We start from the raw sequence: 23209 nt of genomic DNA, 5'->3' as shown, positions 1-23209 counted from the left end.
ATTCAGCCGGAGGGACCGCGGCCGTCGCCGTCGAGATCCAGACGGATCACGGCCAGCGTCTCGGCCACCTCGGCGGTGAGTTCGTCGTCGGGTCCGTACACCACGCACAGGTCCGCGTGCAGTGGCTCCAGGACCTCGAAGGCATCGGCGGCCCGCTGCTGAGCGAGCAGCAGCATGCCGATGTCGCGGCGCAGCTCCACCGCGTTCTCGCTCACGTCGCCGTCGACAGCGCGGACGGCATCGAGCACGCCGTGCAGCCCGGCCAGCGCCTCGGTCACCTGGCCGAGTTCGCCACGGCAGCGCGCCGCCTGCGCCCGGCTGTCAAGCGCTTCCTCGCTGCTCGGGCCGCTCACGCGCGCGTATGCGTCGGCGAGCGCCTCGAACTCGGGCAGCGCGGCTCGGTGGTCACCCGCCAGCTGACGGCTGACCGCACGGCGCATCCGCAGCCCGAGGACCGCCTTGTTCTCCGAGCCGAGCGCACGCGCCGCCGTCTCGATCATCTCGCCCACCACCTCGGCGGCCTGCGCGTACCGCTCCTCCTCCCACAGCGCGACGTAATGCGCGTGGACCTGACGGATCTGCTCCCGCAGCGCCTCCCGCTCGGCCGCGGGGACGACGGGCGGCGCGTCCGGCCCGGCAGCGGACCCGGGCGATTGCGCGCCCGTGGTGCCGGCGCGCGAACGGGGCGCATAGGGGCGGCGGAAGATCCCGGTCGGGTCGGGCGCCCCGGCGAGCTCCAGTCCCTCGGGCTCGGGCTCCTCGCCGGGCACCGGCAGGAAGGGCCGCAGCCGCTCGTACACCTCCTGCACGTCCACCGGGCGTGCCTCGGGCGCCTTTCGGAGCAGGTGCAGGACGAGTTCCTCCAGGGCTTGCGGTACGTCGGCCCGCAGCCGGCGAAGCGGCGTCGGGGCCGCGTTGACGTGCTGCGTCATCAGCTGCCACTCACTGTCCCCGCTGAACAGCGGCTGCCCGCAGAGCAGTTCGTGCAGCACACAACCGAGCGCGTACAGGTCCGTGCGCGGCGTGACCCGCCCGCCGCGCACCTGCTCCGGCGCCATGTACTGGTGCGTCCCGATCGGGCTGCCCGTCGCGGTCAGCTTGGTGACGTCCGTCCGCAGGATCGCCGCGATGCCGAAGTCCAGCACCTTCACCGTGCCGTCCCGGGCGACGAGGATATTGCTCGGCTTCAGGTCGCGGTGGACGACAGGCACGTCGTGGGCGTACGACAGCACGGTGGCGACCTGCGCCGCCACGGCCACCGCCCAGCTGACGGGGAGCGGCGGCCGGTCCGGGTGCACGTACGCGGTCAGCGGTACGCCGTCGACCAGTTCCATCACCAGGAACAGCTGCTCGTACGACTCGTCGAGCACCGCGTCGAACACCTGGGGCACGCCCGGGTGCTGGATCCGCGCCGTGACCCTCGCCTCGCGTTTGAACCGCTTCTCGAACTCCTCCGCCAGGTGGGGCGACGTCACGGCCTGCGGACGGATCAGCTTCACGGCGACGGGCCGGTCCAGCACGGCGTCGTAACCGCGCCACACATCCCCCATGCCGCCGTGACTGAACTGCTCCAGCAGTTCGTAGCGCTCCGCGATCCGCCGTGGTTCCGGCACCTGGCCCCCGCCCCTCGAGTGTCCGAAAGGTCTTCGATGTGGTTGGGGATCAGTCTCGTGGGTGGAGTTTCGTGAGTCCAGCCGGGGAGCGCGGGAGCTACGTGATCAAGACAGGCGATCAGTCCAGGCAAGGGGCGGTGCACTCCGCCCAGACGGTTTTGCCGGGCCCGCCCCCGGCGCGGGGTGACCAGCCCCAGCGGGCGGCCAGCGCAGCGACGAGGAGCAGCCCGCGTCCGCTGTCACCGTCCAGCGCTGTGGCTGTGGGGAGGTGGGGGAGGCGTTCACCGCGGGTGTCGCTGACCTCGATCCTTACGGTGCCGGTGGTCGGGTCCGCGGTGAGCAGGACGTGGAAGTCGCGGCCGGCGACGTGCCCGTGCCGTACGGCGTTGGCGCACAGCTCCGCCACGACGAGCGTGACGGCGTCGTGCGCGTCGCTGCCGTACGGGACGCCCCAGGCGTCGAGCCGGGTTCCGCACAGCCGCCGGGCGAGGCGGGCACCGCGCGGGGTCGAGCTGAAGCGCATCGCGAACCGGTGGGCGGTGAGGGGTGGTTGTGTTGCGGTCATGCACTCACGGTGGCGTTCTGTGGCGTAGCGTGACCAGTGGTGACGCGCTGACGTCGATCCTTCGTACGGGGCGGGCGCGGGCGCTGTACGTGGCGGTACGTGGGAGAGGCGCGAGGGGTGACCGTGAGGGAAGAGGAAACCAGCCAGGGGCCAGGGCGCCGTAGGCCGGAGGATGAGCCGGGGACGGGAGTGGTGACGGCCTTCGGGCGGCAGTTGAAGTTGCTCCGGGTGAGGGCTGGGCTGGAACGTCCCGAGTTCGGCAAGCGGCTCGGATACTCGGCGGACACCGTGGCGTCCATCGAGCAGGGAAGGCGGATTCCGCAGCCTCGATTCATCGACAAAGCGGATGAGGTGCTGCGGGCAGGAGGATTGCTGACGGCCCTCAAGGAGGAAGTCGGGAGAGCTCAGTACCCGGCCTTCTTCAGGGACATGGCTCGACTCGAGGCGAGTGCGGTCGGCCTGTGCGTCTATGCCACTCATGCTGTGCCGGGCTTGTTGCAGACAGAGGACTACGCTCGGGCCGTCTTCCAGATGCAGCGCCCGCTACTCGAGGACGACGTCATCGAGCAGCGTCTGGCGGCACGTTTGATGCGGCAGGACATCTTCACGCGTCGCCCGGCCCCGCTACTGAGCTTCATCATCGAAGAAGTTGTGTTGCGGAAACCCATCGGCGGACGGGGAACACTTCGCGGACAGGCGGAGCAGATCTTGCTCGTGGGACAGAACCGCAACGTGGAGATTCAGGTGATGCCGACCGACCGAGAGGACCATGCAGGCCTGGGGGGCCCGTTCACCCTGATCGACAACGCCGATGAGCGACGCCTCGCGTACACCGAGGTCCAGGACGACAGCCGTCTGTACACCGACTCCGGAAAGGTCCGTGAGCTTGAGGCCCGGTATGGCATTCTCCGGTCACAGGCGCTCACTCCTTGTGAGTCGCTGACCTTCATTGAGGAACTACTGGGAGAAAAATGACCGTTCAGCCCACCGAGCCGACCGTGTCGGAGTCGGCCTGGTTCAAGAGCAGCTACAGCAGTGGCGGAGGCGGGGAGTGCGTTGAGGTTGCCACGACCCCCGAAGCTGTCCTCGTCCGGGACTCGAAGCGACCAGAAGGAGAGCGGCTGGCTGTCGGGCTCGATGCTTGGGCAGGGTTCGTGGAGATGGCCGCCGGACGCTGAACTGGCGGACATACGACGACCGGGGCCCGGTGTTTGCGAAGCACGCACCGGGCCCCGAGCGCGTCAGAAGTCGTCCAGCCCCTCCTCCCGGCGGATCATCCGCCAGGCGGCCCGACGCGCGCTGCGGTCGAGGTTGGACTTGAAGTCCCGGTCCGCACCGAAGTAGCGCTTGCCGAGCGTGTCGATCGTGGAGACATGGTCCATCATGTTCTCCTCGAACTTCTTGTCGAAGACGATGCCGAAGTTGGACTCGTCGTTGACAAGCGCGGCGGCACGGACCTTCGGGTCCTCCTTGGTCGCGTTGAAGGCCGGGAGGACGTCCTCCTTGGTGAACTCCGTGCCGAACTTGGCGTTGAACTTGTCGATCAGCTCCGACAGCAGTGACTTCTCGGGGTCCTGCCCGCCGCCGACCCCGTCGCCGAATCCCTTGAGTTCGGCGGCGCCCTCGGGATTGAGGGACACGTCGTGCTCGCCGGTCTTCTCGACGCGCAGGTGGCTGAGGTCGACCTCGCCTATGTCGACTCCGCCGTCCGCCAGGCGGGGGAGACGGTTGAGCAGATGGCGGCCGTACAGGTACAGCCGCTCCAGTTCGGCGTCCTGGTAGGGGACGATCTGCGCGAGGAAGCCGTACTTGCGGACGTAGTCGTTGAGGTTCGCGCGGAACTCCTCGGCGGCCTCGACGTCGTCCTCCTCGTCGTTCTCCAGGAGGGCGGTGAAGCGGGTGACGGCGGGTGACAGGAGCCGGTACAGCTCGGCATGCAGCTTCTCCCACTTGGACTGGGAGCCGCCCGCCTTCTGCTCCGCCTCGATGTACGCGGCGACGAACTCGTCCATGTCCTGCTCCGAGATGATCGGCGCGGACATGACGCGGCTCTGTGCCGTGTAGAGGAGGTTCGGGTCGGAGGGGAGGGTGTGCGCCTCCTCGAAGTACGGGCGGAAGGCGTCCTGGATATCCTCGGCCTCGTTGACGAAGTCCAGGACGGCCAGGTCGGCCTGGGACTTGCGTTCGGCGGTGCGGTTGAGGCGGGACAGGGTCTGCACGGCGGCGATGCCGGTCAGCGTCTTGTTGACGTACATCGTGGTCAGGAGCGGCTGGTCGAAGCCGGTCTGGTACTTCTCGGCGACGACGAGGATCCGGTATTCCTGCTGTCCCTTGCCGCCGGCCTTCGCGGCCCTGTCGTCGGCGCGGGTGTAGGCGAACGCCTTGGGCAGCGCGCTTTCGGAGAGGCCGCCGTTCTCCTTGCTCTCGGTGGTCTCCTCGCCGTCGATGGTGAGGGACCCGGAGAAGGCGACCAGGACACCGAGGTCCGGGTACTTGGTGTCGTACTCGCGGTCGGCGATGTAGCTGCGGATGGCGCGGGCCATCTGCACGGCGGAGTGCCGGGAGGCCGTGACCACCATCGCCTTGGCGCGTCCGCCGAGCCGGCCGCGGCTGTGGGCGACGAAGTGCTCGACGATCACCTGGGCGTGCTGGGACACCGTGTGCTCGTGCATGAGCGCGAACCGGGCGAGCAGGCTGTTCGCCTTGGAGGGATCGACCTCCTTCTCGTCGCGGTTCAGATTCGCGAGCTTCCAGTACGTGTTGTAGGTGACGTAGTTGCGCAGGGGGTCGAGGATGAAGCCCTCCTCGATGGCCTGGCGCATGGAGTAGGTGTGGAAGGGGCGGTAGACGGTCTTGCCGTTCTCCACGCCTTCCGTGCCGAAGAGTTCGAGCGTCTTGGATTTGGGGGTGGCCGTGAAGGCGAAGTAGGAGAGGTTGGCGGCGCGGGAGCGCGCCACCGCCTTCGCCTTGAGCTGATCGTCCACGGTGACCGTGGTCGCACCCTCATCGTCCGAGTCGGCGTCCAGGCCGAGGTCGCGCAGGGCGGACTTCACGGCGGTCGCTGCGTCGCCGGACTGCGAAGAGTGCGCCTCGTCGACGATGATCGCGAAGCGGGTGCCCTTGATCTCGGTGGGGTTGCGCTTGATGTAGTCGAGCAGTGCCGGGAACGAGTGCAGGGTGACCGTGACGATCTTGCCGGTGTCCCGGGAGAGCGCGCGGGCGAGCTGCTCGCTCTTCGCCCCGTGCTTTTCGTCGACCTTCACGACCAGGCCGTCCGTCTGCGAGAAACTGCCGACGGTCGCCGCGAGTTGGGCGTCCAGGGCGCGGCGGTCGGTGATGACGATGACCTTGTCGAAGACGGGCTCGCCCGGCTTAATGCGGCCGTCGGCCAGGGCATCGGGCCTGAGAACGTGCGGATCGCGGCGGGCGTGCAGGTCGCTGAGGCGGTGGGCCAGCCAGCCGATGGTGTTCGACTTGCCGGAGCCGGCGGAGGCCATGATCAGGTAGTTCTGGCCGGCGCCGTGGACGGACGCGTGCGCGGTGAGCTTCCGGACCACGTCCCACTGGTGGAAGCGGGGGAAGATCGTCGACTTGGTGGTGCCGCCGCCGGGCGTCTTGTGCTTCTGCTGGTGCACGAAGCGCTGGAGGAGGTCGAGCCAGTTGTCCCGCTGCCAGACCTCTTCCCAGAGGTAGCTGGTCGCGTACGTGCCGTGGGCCGTGGGCGTCGGGTTCCCGGCCCCGCCGGGCTGGCCGGGGCCGTTCGACCCGGTGTTGAAGGGCAGGAACTGGGTTGCCTTGCCGCGCAGTTGCGTGGTGACGAAGACCAGGTCCGGGTCGACGGCGAAGTTCGCGATCACGCGCCGCGTGAAGATCGGCTCGGTCGGGTCGCGGTCGGTCCGGTACTGCTCCTTGGCCTGCTCGACGCCCTGCCCGGTGAGCGGATTCTTCAACTCGGCCGTGGCGACCGGGATGCCGTTGAGGAACAGGGTGAGGTCGAGGCGGTGGCCCCAGTCGGCCTGTTTGGTGGCGTAGGGGAGCTCTCGGACGACGGTTAGGCGGTTGGCCCGGTAGCCGTCGAGAACGGAGTCCGCCGAGATGAGGTTGGGCTTGAAGTAGGCAACGCGGAGACGGACCCCACGGTCCTTCACGCCGTTGCGGAGGACGTGGAGCAGCCCGTCGTCGGCGATGGCCCGATCGAGCCGCTGCGCGAAGCCGCGCTGGGCCTCGTTGGGGTTGCCGCCGTAGACGGTGAGCAGTTCGTTCCACTCGTCGGGCTGGGTGGCACCGATGAAGGTGAACAGCTCGTTCGTGTCGAGCCCGAGGTCTGCTTGGTAGTCCTCAGGGTTCGCCTCCCGCCATCCTCGCTTGCAGAGGGCGGCAACGATGGCGGACCCGAAGGAGGACTCGTCGTGCACGGGGCTCATACCGTTACTCCCTCGGTTACGCTGCGCCCGCTGGCGGTGGTCACGTCGAACTGGCCGGTTACGGCGGCGGTGATGAGGGCTTGGCGGCGTTCGGCAAGCACATCGAGCTGGTGAGACAACAGGGCCGAGAGGCGTTGTTGCGATTGAGCGTTAGCGTCAAGTTGCGCCGTCAGTCGGTTCTGCGTCTCCCGGTCAGGGAAGGGGAAGCGGTGTGCGCGAAGCTGCTCCCCGGTAAGGTGAGCAATCGTTGTGGTATTACCCTCCACGGCGAAGACATTCTGCTCGGTTGCTGTACGCAGGCAGTAGTAAAGCCAACGGGGGGAGCTATGACCGCGTGCGCGAACACGATGCAGCGCCTTCTGATAGTACATTTCACCAATCCGGCCATCCCAGATAGCTGCGCGCCCAGGCTCACCTCCCTCACATACCAGCAAGTCCCCTGCCTTGAGGGAATAACGTACGCGCTCCTCGGGTGGAAAATCCATCACGAGTAGGTCGTCTGTTGTAATCCGATCCCACTGAACGTTGGTGTTTCGGAGGTACTGGGCTAGATATTCCCCTCGTGCTCTGTCCTGGTTCAGCATCTTTCCCAGAAGAACTTCAAATTGATAACTGACTGGCATAACGGCCCAGGATGAGGGGACCGCACCGAGCCATTCCAGCCCACTGCGCGTTCGAGGGCCGGGTTCGGTAGCGCCGCGCACAGTGTCGAACACAAGCGTCGAGAACCGCATTGCCAGGAGGCCCATCTGTCGCCGCCTAGCGGAAACCAGATTGTCGATGCGCGCGGTCTCGGCGTCGAGGAAGTCGGCGACGCGGCACTGTTCTTCCAAAGGAGGCAGCATGATCCGCAGCGACCGGAGCCACTCGTTGTCGATCTCAACCTGATTCGGGCGAACGCCTCGAGAGAGTGAGGCGTACTCGGCGGCATAGGGACCGGATCGGAAGAGCCAATTCAAGAAGCGGTCATTTTCGTGGTGAGTTGGGCGGAAGCAAATATAGTGCCCGGAAACGATTCCCCGAAACGTGGAGATGCCGACGGATCCTTGCCAAGCCTTCATGCGGTTCACGACAAGCCAGCCAGGATGCACAAGCTGGTAGATGCTGCGATCGAGGGCGGCTTTGTTGAAGTTGTCGTCACGCCCTTCGCGCTTCACCACGCCATGCTCGCGGTAAACGCTTAGCAGGTCTTCCTCTGGGTGGTTGACATCTTTGATTCGCTCGAACAGTGACCAAAGTGGCGCGGTTCGCCAGTGTGGCGGCCATGAAACTGATGATCCTTGAGAAAGGCGAGTGTCACCGTGAATCATTCCGTAACCTCCCCCAAGAGTGCCTGAATCTCCGCCTCCAGAGTCTTCAACTCCGCATCGATCTCGGCCAATGGCCGCGGCGGCTCGTACACATAGAAGTGTCGTGTGAACGGAATCTCGTACCCGATCTTCGTCTTGCTGTGGTCAATCCACGCATCCGGCACATGCGGGTGGACCTCCCGCTTCAGGTACTCCTCGACGTCCTCGCCGAGCGGAACGTTCTCGTAGTCCCGAAGCTCCGCGTCCGGCTCGGGCTGGCCCTTGGTGAGCTGGACCTCGCCCACTGGATCCCGTACCCCGAGCACATCCCGCAGCGCCTTGTTGAACGGTGCACCCGTAGGCCACGTCCCGCCGGCCTGCACCACCGCGTCCTTCAGCGCGAGCCAAGCGTCCTGCCTCGTACCCCAGCCCGCCCCGACCAGAGACTTGCACGCATCGGCCAACGCCGACGCCTGCGGCAGCTTCTGGATCGCCTTCGACGTCTCCAGCGCGCCCAGCGTCTCCTCCGTCACGTCGAATCGCAGCTTTAGCGGACGCTCCACGGTGATCCGCTGGTACCCGAAGTCCTCGTTCGCGAAGACCTTCACCTTCCCGTGCAACGGATGCTCCGCATCCCCCGCCACGGCCAGGGCCTCCCCGTACAGCTTGACGACCTCCGCGATGTGCTCCTTGCCCAGAGCCTTGCGTTTGTCGCCCAGCGACTTCCGCATCTTCTGCCACTGGTCCCGCGCGTCCAGCAGCACGACCTTGCCCTTGTGGTCCGGGTTCTTCCTGTTCGTGAGGATCCAGAAGTACGTCGAGATACCGGTGTTGTAGAAGAGCTGGTCCGGCAGGGCGACGATGCCCTCCAGCCAGTCGTTCTCCAGGATCCAGCGCCGGATCTCCGACTCACCTGAGCCTGCCGCGCCCGTGAACAGCGGCGAGCCGTTGAAGACGATCGCGATGCGCGAACCGCCACCGCCGTTCACGTCCACCGGCTTCATCTTCGAGATCATGTGCTGGAGGAACAGCAACGAGCCGTCGTTGATGCGCGGCAGCCCCGCACCGAAGCGGCCGGCCTCGCCGAGCTTCTCGTGCTCGGCCGTGACCTCGTCCTTGACCTTCTTCCACTCCACACCGAACGGCGGGTTCGCCAGCATGTAGTCGAAGGACTTGCGGGCGTGCCCGTCGTCTGAGAAGGAGTTGCCGAAGGCGATGTTGTCCGGGTCCTGGCCCTTGATCATGAGGTCGGACCGGCAGATCGCCCACGACTCGGGGTTGAGTTCCTGTCCGTACACCTTCACCGTGGCGCCTGGGTTGAGCTCTGTGATGAGGTCGTCCATCGCGGAGAGCATGCCGCCCGTACCGCAGGCCGGGTCGAGGACCGTGCGCACCACGCCGGGCAGGTGCAGCCCGTCGCCGTCCGGCGCGGTCAGCAGCCGCACCATCAGCTGGATGACCTCGCGCGGGGTGAAGTGCTCACCGGCCGTCTCGTTGGACTGTTCGGCGAAGCGGCGGATCAGCTCCTCGAAGATGTAGCCCATGTTGTGGTTGGGCACGATCTCGGGACGCAGATCCAGGTCCGTGAACTTGCCGATGACCTTGTAGAGGAGGTCGGCGTCGTCCAGCCGCTTGATCTGCTGGGCGAACTCGAAGCGTTCCAGCACGCCCTGCGCGTTGTCGGAGAACGCCCCCACGTACACCTGGAGGTTCTTCGCGGCGTTCTTCGGGTCCGCCGCGATCTTCTTCAGTGTAAGGCGTGACCGGTTGTAGAACGAGTGGCCCGAGGCCCGGCGCAGGAAGCGGTCCGGGTCGATGTCACTGCCCTTGTGCTGCTCCGCGATCTCCGCGACCTTCTCGCGGGTCGGCTCCAGCACGCACTCCAGTCGCCGCAGCACCGTGAACGGCAGGATGACCTTGCCGTAGTCGGACTGCTTGTAGTCCCCCCGCAGGAGGTCGGCGACGGACCACGCGTGGTTCGCCAACTCCGTGTGCTTACTGCTGTTCAACTGGATCCCCGGATTCCTTCCGAAATGTCCCAACCCCACCGCCCGAGTCGATCGGCCGACCGGGACGGTCCGACAAGTGTGGTCTATGCGTGATGGTCCGTGTGCCTAATGGGACGAATCGCCACCCCGACCGCGCACCGCCGTCGTCTCTCTCGACGGAAGCAACTGCCCGCCCGTGAGCCCGCCCGCCAGTAGCCGCGCCGTCTCCTCCGCCAGCAGGGTCGCCCGCCGGGCCTTCGCCCGGAGCGCGTGCACGTGCCGGAATGCCTCCCCGTACCGCCGCTGCTCCTCCAGCGGCAGCAGCGGCACGCGCAGCCGGCCCGGGCTGACCGTCAGGACCGTGCTGCCCGTCGACGCGCCCGCGATGTTCTCCTCCGCGCCCAGGAACCCAGCGAGGAACCAGGCGTCCAGGCGTTTCGCGTCCGGCCGGAAGAGGTGGACGTGGGGGCCGAGCAGCGCGCCAGCATCCTCCTCGCCCGCGACCCGGGCCATCGAGCCGTCCCCGCTCGCGACCGCCCGTACGAGAACATCACCCGCGGCGATCACCGGCGCCGTCTCGCCGCGCAGCTCCGCCGGGTCTCCGGTGGGGCCCGATCCGCGTGCGATGTCCGAGCCGGTGAGTACCGCGCGGGCCGTGTCCGGCCGCTTCCCGCCCCCGTCGCTCCCGTCGCCGTCCGCGCGGCCCCGCGCGCCCTCCGGCACCGTCCGCAGCAGGGTGAGCGCCCCGCCGCGCGCGAGGTCGGACGCCGTCGCCGTCCGCCACTCGCGGGCCGTGGCGCCCGCGGCGCTCCAGCCCTCCCGGCCCGCCGTCCGCGCGAGGGACTTCGCGGCGCCGACGAGGCCGCGGCGCGCGGCGTCGACCTCGGCCGACAGCTCCGCCGGGTCGACCTCGGCCCGTGACGCCCGTACGAGCCGTGCCGGGGTCAGGTCCACCACGTCGTCCAGCAGGTCCACCACGCCGACCGCGTGCGCGACACCGGGTACACCCTCGAAGGTGTCCGGGTTCTCCGTGAACGCCTGCCACGCGCCCAGGGCGTGCACGGTGATCCCCTCCCAGTCCAGGGAGGCCGACCGGCTCCCGCCCCGCGTCCGGGACGCCACCGCTGTTGCACCGCGCCCGACCGCCGTCGCCGTACCCGTCGTCGCGTCCGCCGCCGTGTCCACGAACAGCACCGACTTGCGCTCCGGGCCGCCCGGTTCGGGCCGTTGCAGCACCCACACCTGGAGCCCGATGTGCAGCGGCACCGACGCGCCGACCGGCAGCGCGATCACCGCGCGCAGGGCCCCGCTGCGTACCAGCTCCGCCCGTACCCGGCGTCCCGACGCGCGGCCGGCCGTGGCGGGCGGCAGGAGCAGGGCGGCGTGACCGCCGGGCGTGAGGTGGGCGAGCGCGTGCTGCACCCACGCCAGCTCCGACTCGGCGCGCGCCGGGACGCCGTACGCCCAGCGCGGGTCGTACGCCAGCTCGTCGTGGCCCCAGTCGCGCACGCCGTACGGCGGGTTGCACAGCACCGCGTCGGCGAGCAGGTCGGGAAAGGCGTCTGCGCGGAGGCTGTCCGCGGCGCGCACGGTGACCTCGGCCTCCGGTGCCGTCAGCATCAGGCTCACGGCACTGCGCAGGGCCTGGACGGGCAGGTTGTCCTGGCCGTACAGCGCACCCGCTCCCCGGCGGGCGGCCGCCGCCAGCAGGGTGCCGCCGCCGCAGGCCGGGTCGAGGACGCCGGCCGGGGACCCCGGGATCAGACGGGCGAGCAGGTCAGCGAGAGGGGCGGGGGTCAGGTACGCGCCGGACGCCGCGCTGTCCTCGAGCTCCCGTTCCGCCAGCACGCCCAGCGCTGCCTGGCCGCTCTCGTCGCGTACACACGCGTACAACGCCCGCAGCGCCGCCGCGTCACCCGTCTCGAAACGGACGGGGTCGGCGGCCGGCACGGCGTCGGCGGCGGTCGCGGCATCGCGCTGCGCGTGCGCGACGAGTTCCGCGTCCGGCAACTCCGTGGCGGCCGTCAGCTCCTCGGGTGTGCGCCCCGCGGCCGCGAGCACCAGGAGCAGGAGGCCTTCCGACGCATTGCCGCCGCCGCTCTGCGCGCGCAGGCGGAGGGTGGTCCGCAGCTCCTCCGATGGGTTCGCCGCCGAGACGTGGCCGCGTGAGGCGAGCCAGGCACGCACCGACTCCAGGTCGTACAGCGGGCTGCTGTCCGTGCCCCCGGACGGCGCCGGGAAGTCGTCGTGCCGGCGTCGCCAGTTGCTGACGGTGGCGCGCGTGACGCCCGCGATGCGGGAGATCTCGGCGGCTGTCACCTGGGCGGATGGTGCGGGTGGCTGCGGCATGTATTTGGTCCTGGCTCCGATGGGCGACGTGGTTACACCGTACAGCACGAGTCAACTCCAACAAGCTGTTGGACAGTGCTTTCATCGTCATGCTCTCATGTAATAGCTTCCGCTGGTGAGCGAACGCTCTCCGGCGTGGAGCGTGACTTCCCTTGCCGCACCCATGTCCCTTGGGCGCCCAGCCCTTGTCCTGTGCCAACCCCCTCTCGGCGGAATGCCGGGAGACGTGCGGCGCCTCAGGGCCGGGCGAGCCCGATCGACCACCACCCAGGGGGGAACCCATGCGCCTGACCATGCCGAGCGGCACCCCGGAAGGAATCCCGCTCACCGTCATGCCGTTCCGCGAGGACGCGGTCATCGGCACCATGTCGCTCGCGACGCTGGTACGTCTCGTGCCCTCGCCGCGGCAGGAGAGGAGGACCCGCGCGCCCTCAAAGCAGCGTCCGGGCACGACCGGCGCCACGCCGAGCTGCGGGCTACCGTGCAGCGGACGCTGAAGTCCCAGAAGGGCAAGAACATCCCGGCCTACGCTGAGTACATCGCCGCCGGCATCCTCGGCAAGCACGGCTCTGCCTGGTCCACGCCCCCGATCACGCTCTGGCACGCGGGCGAGATCGCCGCGATGAGCGACGAGCTGGTCCCCGACTCGGGCCTGCGGACGCTGACCGTCGCGCCGGACGCCATGGTGATCGCCGTCGACGGCGAGACCCAGACCACCGCCTGGCACGACATCTACCAGGACCCGGAGTCCTTCGGCCTCAGCTACGCCGAGCTCGGCCGGCGGGTCCGTATCCCCTTCGAGCTCTACCTAGGGATCTCCCCGGCGGACGCGCGGCAGATCTTCTACGACCGCAACGTCAAGGGCATCGACGTCGCCAAGAACCTGGCCATGTCCATGGACCAGCGCGACCTCGCCACTCGCCTCGCCTACACCGTCGGCGAGAGGCTCGAGGTCGAGCCGAACGGTCAGCGGATGCCGTTCGGCAAGCTGGTCAACGCCGGCAAGCGGCAGCTCACCAGGACCGACAAGGAGGTCGTGACGCTGTCCGCGCTGCGGACGCTGATCGTCACTACCATGTTCGGCAGCAAAGGTGTGCAGTACTCGGCGGCCAACGTCCACGCGGGCGACCTGCCGCCCGACACCGACGCCGACGAGGCGGAGACGGTCGTCGTAGTCTCGTGTCCCGGCTGATCGGGGACCGCTTCCCGGACTTCGCCCGGCGTAGCGCGATCACCGCCCCGGCCGTGATGGCGGGCCTCGGTGTCCTGCTGCACCGCGCGACCCCCTGGTGCGGCCCCGGCGACGCCATGAGCTACGAGACAGTCGAGCATCTGCTCGCCGACGTCCGTTGGGAGCGCGAACCCGCCTACTGGGACGGCGTCTGCGCCAGCGTCGGCTCCACCGGCCGGCTCAACTTCAGTGGCGGAGTGAAGGACTCCGCCGGCCGCGTCGCGGGCGCGCTCCTCGACCCGAACAGCGAGTGGGGCCGGAAGATCCGGGGGGTGCGGAGCTGAACAGGCCTGCGGCGCGGGTTCTTTGACGCCGAGACCTTCTCAGCCGACGCCCCTCTCGGGACGAGGTCCCACCTGCGGGCACGACCCACGGCTCCCGCCTCCACGTATCCGTGGGCACCCAGGCTGCGATGCCGGGCCCGGGCCGGCTCGGTCCATCCGGCCCGACCCGGGCGCGGCGGGGCGGGGCGGCTCCGCTCCCGCCAGTACGCGCGCCCTCTCCTTCCGCCACCCGTCAGTCCCCTTCCCTCCACATCGATCCGAAGGAATGGCCTCATGAGCTACCCGAACGTCTCCGGCACGCCGTCCTCTCCCTCGCCTTCTTCCCCGTACACCGTCCCCGCCACATTCACGGGCCCACCCCAGCACCGGAAAGCGGCCGGTACAACCCCGGCTATGGGCGCGCCCGGGATGGCGCCGAAGACGTCCCCCGCCTCCGCGCAGCCGTCGGCCGGGAAGAGGCCGTCGTGGCGCGGAGACCGGGTCAGCCGCGGTGCCTCAACGCTCCTCGCACTGATCGCGACGCCCCTGACCCGTCCGCGCAGGACCGTCCTAGTGGTGGCCGCGATGGCCGTGGGCTGCTCCCTGAGCGCCTGCTCCACCATCGGCGGAGCCCAGACCGGGACCGAGCCGCCGACGGCCACCCTCAGCGCCTCGCAGGACACCCAGAGCGCCCAGGACACCGAGGACACCCAGGACGACTCCGACAGTGACACCATCACCGTCGCGCTGGACAAGACCGCCACGTGGAACAACGGCGTCCAGGCGCATCTGAGCCACTTCAGCCGCGGTACCTCCGGCGAGTACGCCTACCCGGCCGGCAAGGCGTACCTGGCCTTCTCCGTCACTGTGCAGAACGGCTCCAAGTCCCCGCTCGACCTGAGCACGGTCAGCATGTCCTGCCCCGACGGCGCGGAGGAGATCTTCGACACGGATGCGGGTTTCAAGGGCACGCCGGACACCCACCTGCTGCCGGGCAAGTCGCAGACCTGGAAGGAGGCGTGCGTGTTCGCCGAGACGGCCAAGAGCGTCCAGATCGAGATCATGCCGATCGACACCTCTGGCTCGGGCTGGTACCGCACGGCCATCTTCACCGGCCGGGTGCAGTAGCTCGGACCGCGGACGGGCCCTGCTGGGTGCAGTCGGGACGGTCGAGAAGTACCGCGCGTTCTTCGGCAGGGAGCCGCGTATGAAGACGGGGATCGGAGCGTCACAGGGGGCGGCTGCTTGAGGCGTCGCGTGCCGAGGAGGTCGGACCCGCGGGACGGCAACCGCCCGGGGTGATCGCGGTGTGTGCCGCTAATACACCGGGCGAATCCCTCTTGGTGAAGCTCTGGCTATGACTTTCGGGGTGGTGGTGCGAGCGCTGCAATGGGTTTGTCCGGAACCGGTGGAGGATGGGTGCGGCGTCTGCGTCTGTTGCGCGCCGTGCAGTTGCTCCGGGCGGTGACAGCCCAGGACTACGGCCCACAAGGCGTTCGGTAGTGACCCGTCGTCAGTGGCGGGTTTAGGGTGAAGCGGAAGACAGTTCCATGCCGGGGATTTGACGAATAGAGCATTGGAACCTCTCTTGTGGGGACAGAGTGGATCATTCTTGTCAGGCGTGGCAGGAAGGGCTGGCCGAAGAGTTCTTCGGAGGGCAGCACGCCGGCCATCCGACGCTGTTCTACGTCGACGACGACGTGGAGCAGGAGCTCAGGCATGGATACGGCATAGAGGAGCCCCTCGCCCGGTGCGTGGGCAGGTTCCTGCGGCTGGGAACCGCGGAACCGTACAGCGCGCTGGAGGACTACCGCTGGCGCAGGCGGCAGCAGGACAAGGACGGCGTGCCCGCCTTCCTGCCGTTGCTGGCCTGCTCGGTGATGGCCGCGTCCCGGATGGTGAACGACCGGAACCACCGTGCCACCGCCTACCACGCCCGTTTCTCCGAGCTGTTGACCGGCGACGAGAGGCAACTGGGCAGCCACCACTATGAGCCCATATCCCGCATGTGGCAGGTGCTGGCCTCCTGGCAGCACAGCCGGCGGGGCGCGCGTGGTCTCTGCACCGTTCCCGCCCCCGCGGACCTGCCCTCCAACCGCAGCATGACATGGCGGCGCCCGGGGCTGCAGGAGAGCCGCGTCGGACCAGGCATAACTTGCCTGTGCCGCTCCAGCCATTCCAGCAAGGGCTCTTCCTCCCAACGCCGGTGCGCCTCCACAGTCTCCGGCACCTTGACCGCGGTGGTCCCTCGTGGATCGACCAGGCAAGCAGGGAGCGACGCCGTTCGCCCGCAGTCGGCAGACTCTGCCGGCGGGCCGCGGAGCTCAGCGGAGGAGACCAGGGCGAGAGAGCGGAAGACGCCACGCTGTGGTCTTCATGGTTGTCGAGCTGGTTTGTTCGGTGGGCCGCGTTTTGGTCAATCCCAAAGTCGCATTTCGCGTGGACGGTTCATCAGTGTTGATGCGCGAGAGAGCCCTGGTTCTCGGGGAGCGGGGATGTGGTTAACGAGGTTGAAGTGATCGTTCCGGTGGCCTGATCAGCACGTCTTGCTGCGCGACGCGTTCGAATTCGGAGGCGAGCAGCACGGGCTGTGTATAGCTTGTGACGGCCCGCATGGGGAGTGTGGGCCTTGTGGGCTAGTTGTGGCCTGCTGTTGCTGCTCTGGGGAGGGCGCAGTGCGCACGCACAGCGAACGGTTCCGGGTACGTCTGTCCACGCGTTGGCGGTCGCTGACGGTTGGCGCGCTGGTGTTGGCCCTAGCGGCGGGAACGGTGTCCGCGCAGGCCGCCCCGCCCGCTCCGACTCCTTCACCATCACTGTCGCCCAGCGTTTCCCTGCCGCCATCGGCCGGCCCGTCAGTGAGCACGGCCCCGTCGCCGCTTTCACCGTCGGCGCCGAAGGCCGGCTCGACTCGCCCGCAGGGCAAGGCCGCGGCTGCCGCGCCGACAACCAGCAATGCGGTGTACGCGTACGACGCGGCCGGTCGCCTGGTCGGGGTGACGGACCCCGGCGGTGAGACGGCCCGGTACCGGTACGACGAGGCCGGCAACCGCCTCGGCATCGACCGATTCCCCTCCACCGAGCTGTCGGTCCTTTCGCTCGTCCCGGTGCGAGCCCAGGCCGGGTCCACCGTGACGCTCTCCGGGACGGGCTTTGCCGCAACTCCAGCGGCGAACACGGTCTCCTTCGGCGGCAAGACGGCCGAAGTCGTCTCGGCGACTGCGACGCGGCTGAAGGTGAAGGCCCCCTCAGCCGCCGCCAACGGCAAAGTCTCGGTGAGGGTAGGCGGGAAGACCGTCCAGTCACCCGAGGCGTTCACACTCGCCTCACCCGGTCCTACGATCGCGAGTATCGCGCCCGTGTCCGGCATCCCGGGCGCGGAAGTCGTGCTCACGGGCGCCGCCTTCGCGCCCGTGGGCACGGACAACGTGGTGCGCTTCGGCGGCGGCATCGTCGCCGAGGTGAAGACCCGCACCGATACGGCGTTGACGGTCGTCGTGCCGCCGGGCGCCGGCACGGGTCCGATCACCGTGGAGACCCCGGATGGCACTGCCACCTCGAGTGACAGCTTCCGTGTCGCGTCAGGCGGCGGTGGGAAGGTGGAATCGTCGGAGACCACCTCGGTCACAGACACGACACCGCCGACGGTCTCGGTGACCACCCCAGGCAATATGGCGCAGGTGCTATTCGACGCGGATGCCGGCGATGACCTCGGATTCGGGTTCACCGCCTCTTCGTTCAACGGCACGATCGGCCTGAAACTGATCGACCCGCAGGGCAACAGCGTGCGCGAGGCGTCCTTCAGCGGTGCGACCGCGGATTGGGAGGCGGCGGATCTGCCGGTCTCCGGCACCTACACCCTGCTGCTGTCCCCGGGCAGCAGCAACCTCGGCGCCGTCACCGTCATGGTGTCCAGGACGGTCGGCAGTGCACTGGCCTTCGACGGGCCGACCGCAACAGCGGCTCTGGCCCGGGCGGGGCAGGATGGCCGGTGGACCTTCCACGCTCAGGCCGGTCAGAGTCTGAGCATCGGTGCCAATGCCGCGCAGATGGCCGGCTATGTCCGCGGCACGCTCTATCTTCCGGACGGCACGGCGTCGAAGTTCCTGCCGGTCCCCAACGGTGAGGGCCGTTCGCTCGACATCGACGCGCTGCCGCAGACCGGCACGTACACGCTGGCGATGGACCCGGACGAGGGCGCCACCGGCACCCTCGCGGTGACGGTCTCCCACTACCTCGACGCCGGGGTCCTGGATCCGGCCGGGGCGGCGAAGACGGTGAGCCTCGCGCGGCCGGGGCAGGACGGTGTCGCCACCTTCGCCGGCACGGCAGGGCAGTTCGTTAACCTCGGTGTGTCGGGGACCACCATGCCCTCGTACGCGTCGGTGGAGATCCGCCGCCCCGATGGCAGCGTGCTGGATTCGTTCACGTCGACCCCGGACCGGGACGCGGGCTGGGACAGCCTGGCCCTGCCAACGACCGGCACCTACACCGTCCGGGTCGTGCCGAAGTACGTCGAGACCGGCAAGGTCACCCTCACTCTGTCCAAGCCCGTCCAATTCGGCGCTCTCACCGTCGGGGGAGCGGCGCTCAAGGCCACCATCACGCGGGCAGGGCAGGACGCGCACGGCACCTTCACCGCCAACGCCGGCAACAACTTCACCCTGAATCTGACGGGCAACGCGTTCACGAAGTACATCGCCGTCTCGGTGATCGCCCCCTCCGGGACGAAGATCGTCAACGAGTACTTCGTTTATGCGCAGCAGCCGGGAGCCATCACGTTCAAGAATGTGCCGGAGGCCGGCACATACCGCGTCGTGGTCGCCCCCAGCAGCCTGGCCACTGGAGCGGTCAGCCTGCAGCTCAAGACAGCCCCGGCCGCAGCCCCGGCCACCACGGTCCCGGCCAAGCCGCGCCTCGCGGATCGGACCGTGTGCTTCGTTGCCTCCCTGGGCATGCCGATCCCGGACTGGGTGAAGATTCGCGCCGACCGGTGCGACGCCCTGGACCGGCAGGCCAAGGCAGAGAAAGCCGTACAGGCGGCGGGCGTTGTCCCGTCGGGCCCGGATGCCTGGCAGCCCGGAAGAGCGAACATCACAGGACAGGACTGGCTCACCACCCGCGGCACGGCGCCCAAGGCCCCGCCCACACTGCGCGCACCACCTAAGGCGACGGCGCTGACCGGACGCGTGCTCAAGCTCGACGGCAAACCCCTGCCCAAGGTCACCGTCACAGTCGGCGCGAAGATGACCCGCACCGATGGAGAGGGCCGGTTCCTGCTCACAGGGATCAGCCCGCAGGCCGCACACGCTGGTCGTGGACGGTTCGAGCGCGAACACCAAACGCCGCCAGTACGGGCGTTTCGACATCCGCATCAACCCGAAGGCCGGTCAGAGCGTCGACCTGGGGTTCCCGGTGTGGATGAGCCCGCTGGACACCAAGCACACCGTCCGCTTCGATGCTCCAGCCACCACCGACATCGTGCTGAAGACCCCGAAGATCCCCGGCCTCGAAGTACGGATCCCTAAGGGCTCGGTGGTCCGCGACGAGAAGGGCCGACCGGTCACCGAGCTTGGAATCACGGCAATCCCGATCGACCGGCCGCCGTTCCCGCTGCCCAAGAACAGCGTGATCCCCGTCTACTTCACCGTGCAGCCCGGCGGCACTTATGTGTTCCCCAAGGGCGCGCAGATCATCTACCCGAACTACACCCGCGAAGCACCCGGTACCCGGGTCGAGTTCATGGACTACGACCCGAAAAAGAAGGGCTGGTACGTCTACGGCCACGGCCAGGTCTCCGCGGACGGCCGCCAGGTCGTGCCCGACGCGAAGACCAGAGTGTGGGCCTTCCACGGCGCCATGTTCAACACCGACGTCCTTCCTCCCTGGTTCACCGGATGGCTCAAGGACGCCCTGGGCTGGCTCTTCGGCGACCCCGTGGAACTGTCCACAGGCATGCTCACCGACTCCCGCACCGACCTCGCAGTCAACGACTCGCTCGGTTCGGCGGAGGTGACCCGCACCTACTGGCAGGGCGACACCCACAAGCGGGCCTTCGGTATCGGCCGCGACCTGATCTACAACACCTTCCTCCACTCCCAGGAGCAGTACAAGGAAGTCGACCTGTACCTCCCGGGCGGAGCGAAGGTCCACTACACCCGCACCTCACCCGGCACCGAATACACCGACGCCGTCTACGAACCCACAGCCACTCCGTCCGAGTTCCGCGGAACGAAGATCGCCTGGAACGGCAAGAGCGGCTGGGACCTGACCTTCCGCGACGGCACCGTATGGGTCTTCCCCCAGTACGCGCCGCTCAAAGAGATCCGCGACCGCCACGGCAACACCACCAAGATCACCCGCCTGGACGGCGCCAAGGGCGACATCACCCAGGTCACCACACCCGGCGGCCGCTGGGTCAGCTTCGCCTACGACGCCCAGCACCGTGTCACCGGGGCGCGTGACAACACCGGCCGCACCACGAGCTACACCTACGACACCACAGGCCGGCTGGCGACGGTGACCGACCCGGCGGGAAAGGTCGCCAGCTACACCTACGACGGCACCTCCAACCGGATCGCCACCGCCAAAGACGCCCGCGGCATCACCTACATGACCAACACGTTCGACGGGAACGGGCGGGTCAAGGAACAAACCCTCACCGAGGGCCAGAAGTACACCTTCGCCTACACCCAGGACGGGGTCGGCAGAGTCACGTCGGCAACGGTGACACAGCCCGGCGGATCGGTGCGCCGGGTCGAGTTCACTGCCGGCTACGGCGTCAAGGACACCCAGGCCTACGGCACCAACCTCGCGCGCACCACTGCCTACCAGCGCAATACGACCAACCAGCGCATCGACGCCGTCACCGACCCCTACGGCCGCCGCACCAAGCTCACCTACGACACACGCGGCTACATCACCTCTACGACCGAACTCGACGGCACCGCCCAGGCCCGCACCTCCGGCACGGTCACGTTCAACGGCCCGTTCGACCAGCCCACCAAGATCACCGACCCACTCGGCAACCCCACCACCCTCACCTACGACGCCAAAGGCGACCTCGACACCGTCACCGACGCCGAAGGCCGCATCACCAAGCTCGACTTCATGCCCGACGGGCAGGTCATGTCCGTCACAGATGCGGCTGATGCAACCACCGAATACACCTACCGAAACGGCGATCTGACCTCGGCCAAGGACGCCGAAGGCCGCGCCAGCATCCAGTTCCTCGACGCAGCGGGCCGGCCGACCGTCCTGATCGACGAAGCAGGCGCAGCCACCACCGTCGCGTACGACAAGCTCAACCAGACCCGCACCGTCACAGACCCGCTCGGCCAGCGCATCAGCTTCGACTACGACGACAACGGCAACCTCACCACCCTCACCGACGCCCGCAACAACGCCACCACCTGGGCCTACGACCAGGCCGACCGGCCCAAGACCGCGACCGACCCCCTCGGCGCCACCGCCGACTTCGAGTACCACCCGGCCGGACAGATAGCCAAGGCCACCAACCGCCTGGGCCAAGTCGCCACCGCCGACTACGACCTCCTGGGCCGCGCCAAGACAACGAAGTACGGCGTCGACATCGCCGGCCAAGCCGAATCGACGGTCACCTACGCCTACGACACGGTCGACCTGCCCCAGACCATCGCCGACACCACGGCCGGCAATCAGTCCTTCGTCTACGACGCCTACGACCGGCCCAAGACGATCACCGGCCCGACCGGCACCGTCGGCTACACCTACGACGGAGCCGACCGCCGCACGGAGATGACCGCAGCCGGCACCACCACGACCTACGGCTACGACAAGTCCGACATCCTCACCAGCGTCACAACCGGCACCCAGAACGTCGCCTTCGGCCTCGACGCGGTGGGGCGGGAGAAGACCGCGACCCTGCCCGGCGGCATCACCCGCACCACCGGCTACGACAAGACCGGCACCATCAACACCATTGCCTACAAGCGCGGCACCACCGCGATCGGCGACCTCACCTACACCCGCGACACCCGCGGACTGCAGATCGGCCTCACCGGAAGCCTCGCCAGCATCGCTATCCCGGCAGCCGAAACCGGCGCCACCTTCGGCAAGGACAACCGCCTCACCACCTTCAACGGCCGCTCCTTCACCTACGACAACGAAGGCCAACTCACCAACGACGGCCGGAATACCTACACTTGGAACACCCGCGGCCAGCTCACCGGCCTGTCCAAAGCCAGCGGCCCCGCGACATCCTTCGGCTACGACGCGCTCGGCACCCGCACCAGCAAGACGCTGGCCGGCACCACGCACAAGTACCTCACTGACGGCTCCAACCCGCTGGTCGAACAGACCGGTTCGGGGGAGCCCGCGGCGACCGTGGCCACCTCTGGCCTGGACGAGTTCCTCACCCGTACCGAAAAGGGCCAGACCCAGGTCTACCTCACCGACGCCCTCGGCACCGTTGTAGGCCTCGCCAACCAAGACGGCACCATCGCCACCCGGTACACCTACGACCCCTACGGCCAGCCCACCACCAGTGGCACTGCCTCCACGAACCCGTACACCTTCACCGGCCGCGAGAACGACGGAACCGGCCTGCTCTACTACCGCAACCGCTACTACGACCCCGAAACCGGCCGCTTCATCTCCCAAGACCCCATCGGTCACGCCGGCGGCCCCAACCTCTACCAGTACGCCGTCAGCTCACCCACCACCTACACCGACCCCACCGGCAACAACCCACTACTGATCGGCTGCGTCGGGGGCGGTGTGAGCGAAGCATTCCTGGACTGGGGCATTCAGCGACTTTCCGGCCGGAAGGTCGACTGGGGGCAGGTCGCCACCTCAGCCGCGATGGGCTGCGCCATGGGCATGCTCGGCGCGTGGGGCGGGCTGAAATGGGCGAACCGCGGGTGCAAGGGCCTACGGAACAGCTTCACAGCTGACACTCCGGTCCTCATGGCTGACGGCACGCGCAAAGACATCAAGGATGTCAAGATCGGCGACCAGATCCTCGCCACCGACCCGGAGACTGGTCAGACAGGTCCGCGTAAGGTAACCGCACTCATCCAAGGCGGCGGCGAGAAGCAACTCGTCGACATCACCATCGACGCCGATGGCCGTGCCGGTTCTAAGAAGGCTTCCGCTTACCGCTCAACGGGCTTGTCTGGTCGAACAGGGGTCCTGATCGGGTGATCGCGGCAGGAGCGGCGCATGAAGGCAGGGCCTCTTGGTAGTTCGGGGGTGCGATCCCGTCCGAGCAGTCCCAGGAGGCCCTGTTGCCGCAGTCTTTCGCGTCCGCGTCCCTGGAGTCCAACGCGCCGTCTCCGGCGTGTGACTGTCTCGCGCACAGGTTCGGCAACGCGGCGGACGGGCCGGACCGCGTGCGGTGTTACGGGTCCGATCTGACGGAGGCGGAGTGGCAGGTCATCCGGCCGCTGCTGCCGGTCCCCGCGTGGCTTCAGGGGCGGGGCGGGCGGCCGGAGGGTTATTGCCACCG

At 68.3% G+C, this 23209-nt stretch carries 14 protein-coding genes and 1 pseudogene; 9 read left to right on the top strand and 6 right to left on the bottom strand.

The window, feature by feature from the left end:
• Positions 1-2: 2 nt before the first annotated feature.
• Positions 3-1613, bottom strand: coding sequence for a serine/threonine-protein kinase (locus ABZ532_RS14780; protein ID WP_361282588.1), 1611 nt, complete (start codon positions 1611-1613; stop codon positions 3-5).
• 118 nt (positions 1614-1731) lie between these two features.
• Positions 1732-2178 (bottom strand): ATP-binding protein, encoded by a 447-nt coding sequence (locus tag ABZ532_RS14775; protein WP_361282586.1) that lies wholly within the window; start codon positions 2176-2178, stop codon positions 1732-1734.
• A gap of 189 nt (positions 2179-2367) precedes the next feature.
• Here ABZ532_RS14775 and ABZ532_RS14770 point away from each other — a divergent pair, with 189 nt between their 5' ends.
• Positions 2368-3153, top strand: coding sequence for a helix-turn-helix transcriptional regulator (locus ABZ532_RS14770; RefSeq protein WP_361282917.1), 786 nt, complete (start codon positions 2368-2370; stop codon positions 3151-3153).
• A complete protein-coding gene (locus ABZ532_RS14765; protein WP_361282584.1) occupies positions 3150-3356 on the top strand; it encodes a DUF397 domain-containing protein in 207 nt (68 codons plus the stop codon). The genes ABZ532_RS14770 and ABZ532_RS14765 overlap by 4 nt, the downstream gene beginning before the upstream one ends.
• Positions 3357-3419: 63 nt before the next feature.
• Here ABZ532_RS14765 and ABZ532_RS14760 read toward each other — a convergent pair whose 3' ends face one another.
• The 4 genes from ABZ532_RS14760 to ABZ532_RS14745 form a co-directional block, all read right to left on the bottom strand.
• On the bottom strand, positions 3420-6602 hold the full coding sequence (locus ABZ532_RS14760; RefSeq protein WP_361282582.1) for a type I restriction endonuclease: 3183 nt from the start codon (positions 6600-6602) through the stop codon (positions 3420-3422).
• Positions 6599-7912 (bottom strand): restriction endonuclease subunit S, encoded by a 1314-nt coding sequence (locus tag ABZ532_RS14755; RefSeq protein WP_361282580.1) that lies wholly within the window; start codon positions 7910-7912, stop codon positions 6599-6601. The genes ABZ532_RS14760 and ABZ532_RS14755 overlap by 4 nt, the downstream gene beginning before the upstream one ends.
• Positions 7909-9900 (bottom strand): class I SAM-dependent DNA methyltransferase, encoded by a 1992-nt coding sequence (locus tag ABZ532_RS14750; RefSeq protein ID WP_361282578.1) that lies wholly within the window; start codon positions 9898-9900, stop codon positions 7909-7911. The genes ABZ532_RS14755 and ABZ532_RS14750 overlap by 4 nt, the downstream gene beginning before the upstream one ends.
• Positions 9901-10005: 105 nt before the next feature.
• Positions 10006-12228 carry an N-6 DNA methylase gene (locus tag ABZ532_RS14745; protein WP_361282576.1) on the bottom strand — a complete coding sequence of 741 codons (2223 nt, stop codon included), beginning with the start codon at positions 12226-12228 and terminating at the stop codon, positions 10006-10008.
• A gap of 281 nt (positions 12229-12509) precedes the next feature.
• Between ABZ532_RS14745 and ABZ532_RS14740 the strand changes: the two genes are divergently transcribed.
• From ABZ532_RS14740 to ABZ532_RS14710, 7 genes and pseudogenes are all read left to right on the top strand, one after another.
• Entirely contained in the window at positions 12510-12725 is a 216-nt protein-coding gene (locus tag ABZ532_RS14740; RefSeq protein WP_361282574.1) for a hypothetical protein, read from the top strand.
• Positions 12710-13420 carry a hypothetical protein gene (locus tag ABZ532_RS14735; RefSeq protein WP_361282572.1) on the top strand — a complete coding sequence of 237 codons (711 nt, stop codon included), beginning with the start codon at positions 12710-12712 and terminating at the stop codon, positions 13418-13420. Before ABZ532_RS14740 ends, ABZ532_RS14735 begins: the two co-directional genes overlap by 16 nt.
• Positions 13408-13743, top strand: a complete 336-nt coding sequence (locus ABZ532_RS14730) for a hypothetical protein (protein ID WP_361282570.1) — start codon at positions 13408-13410, stop codon at positions 13741-13743. Before ABZ532_RS14735 ends, ABZ532_RS14730 begins: the two co-directional genes overlap by 13 nt.
• A 393-nt stretch (positions 13744-14136) precedes the next feature.
• Positions 14137-14850 carry a hypothetical protein gene (locus ABZ532_RS14725; RefSeq protein WP_361282568.1) on the top strand — a complete coding sequence of 238 codons (714 nt, stop codon included), beginning with the start codon at positions 14137-14139 and terminating at the stop codon, positions 14848-14850.
• A gap of 1832 nt (positions 14851-16682) precedes the next feature.
• Positions 16683-19250 (top strand): IPT/TIG domain-containing protein, encoded by a 2568-nt coding sequence (locus tag ABZ532_RS14720; protein WP_361282566.1) that lies wholly within the window; start codon positions 16683-16685, stop codon positions 19248-19250.
• Positions 19144-22905, top strand: coding sequence for an RHS repeat-associated core domain-containing protein (locus tag ABZ532_RS14715; RefSeq protein ID WP_361282915.1), 3762 nt, complete (start codon positions 19144-19146; stop codon positions 22903-22905). Before ABZ532_RS14720 ends, ABZ532_RS14715 begins: the two co-directional genes overlap by 107 nt.
• An 83-nt stretch (positions 22906-22988) precedes the next feature.
• Positions 22989-23209: pseudogene (locus tag ABZ532_RS14710) on the top strand (IS5/IS1182 family transposase); the annotation flags it as partial.

This window comes from Streptomyces sp. NPDC019396, from assembly GCF_040632375.1.
Lineage (GTDB): Bacteria > Actinomycetota > Actinomycetes > Streptomycetales > Streptomycetaceae > Streptomyces.
This window is presented reverse-complemented; position numbering and strand designations above follow the sequence as displayed.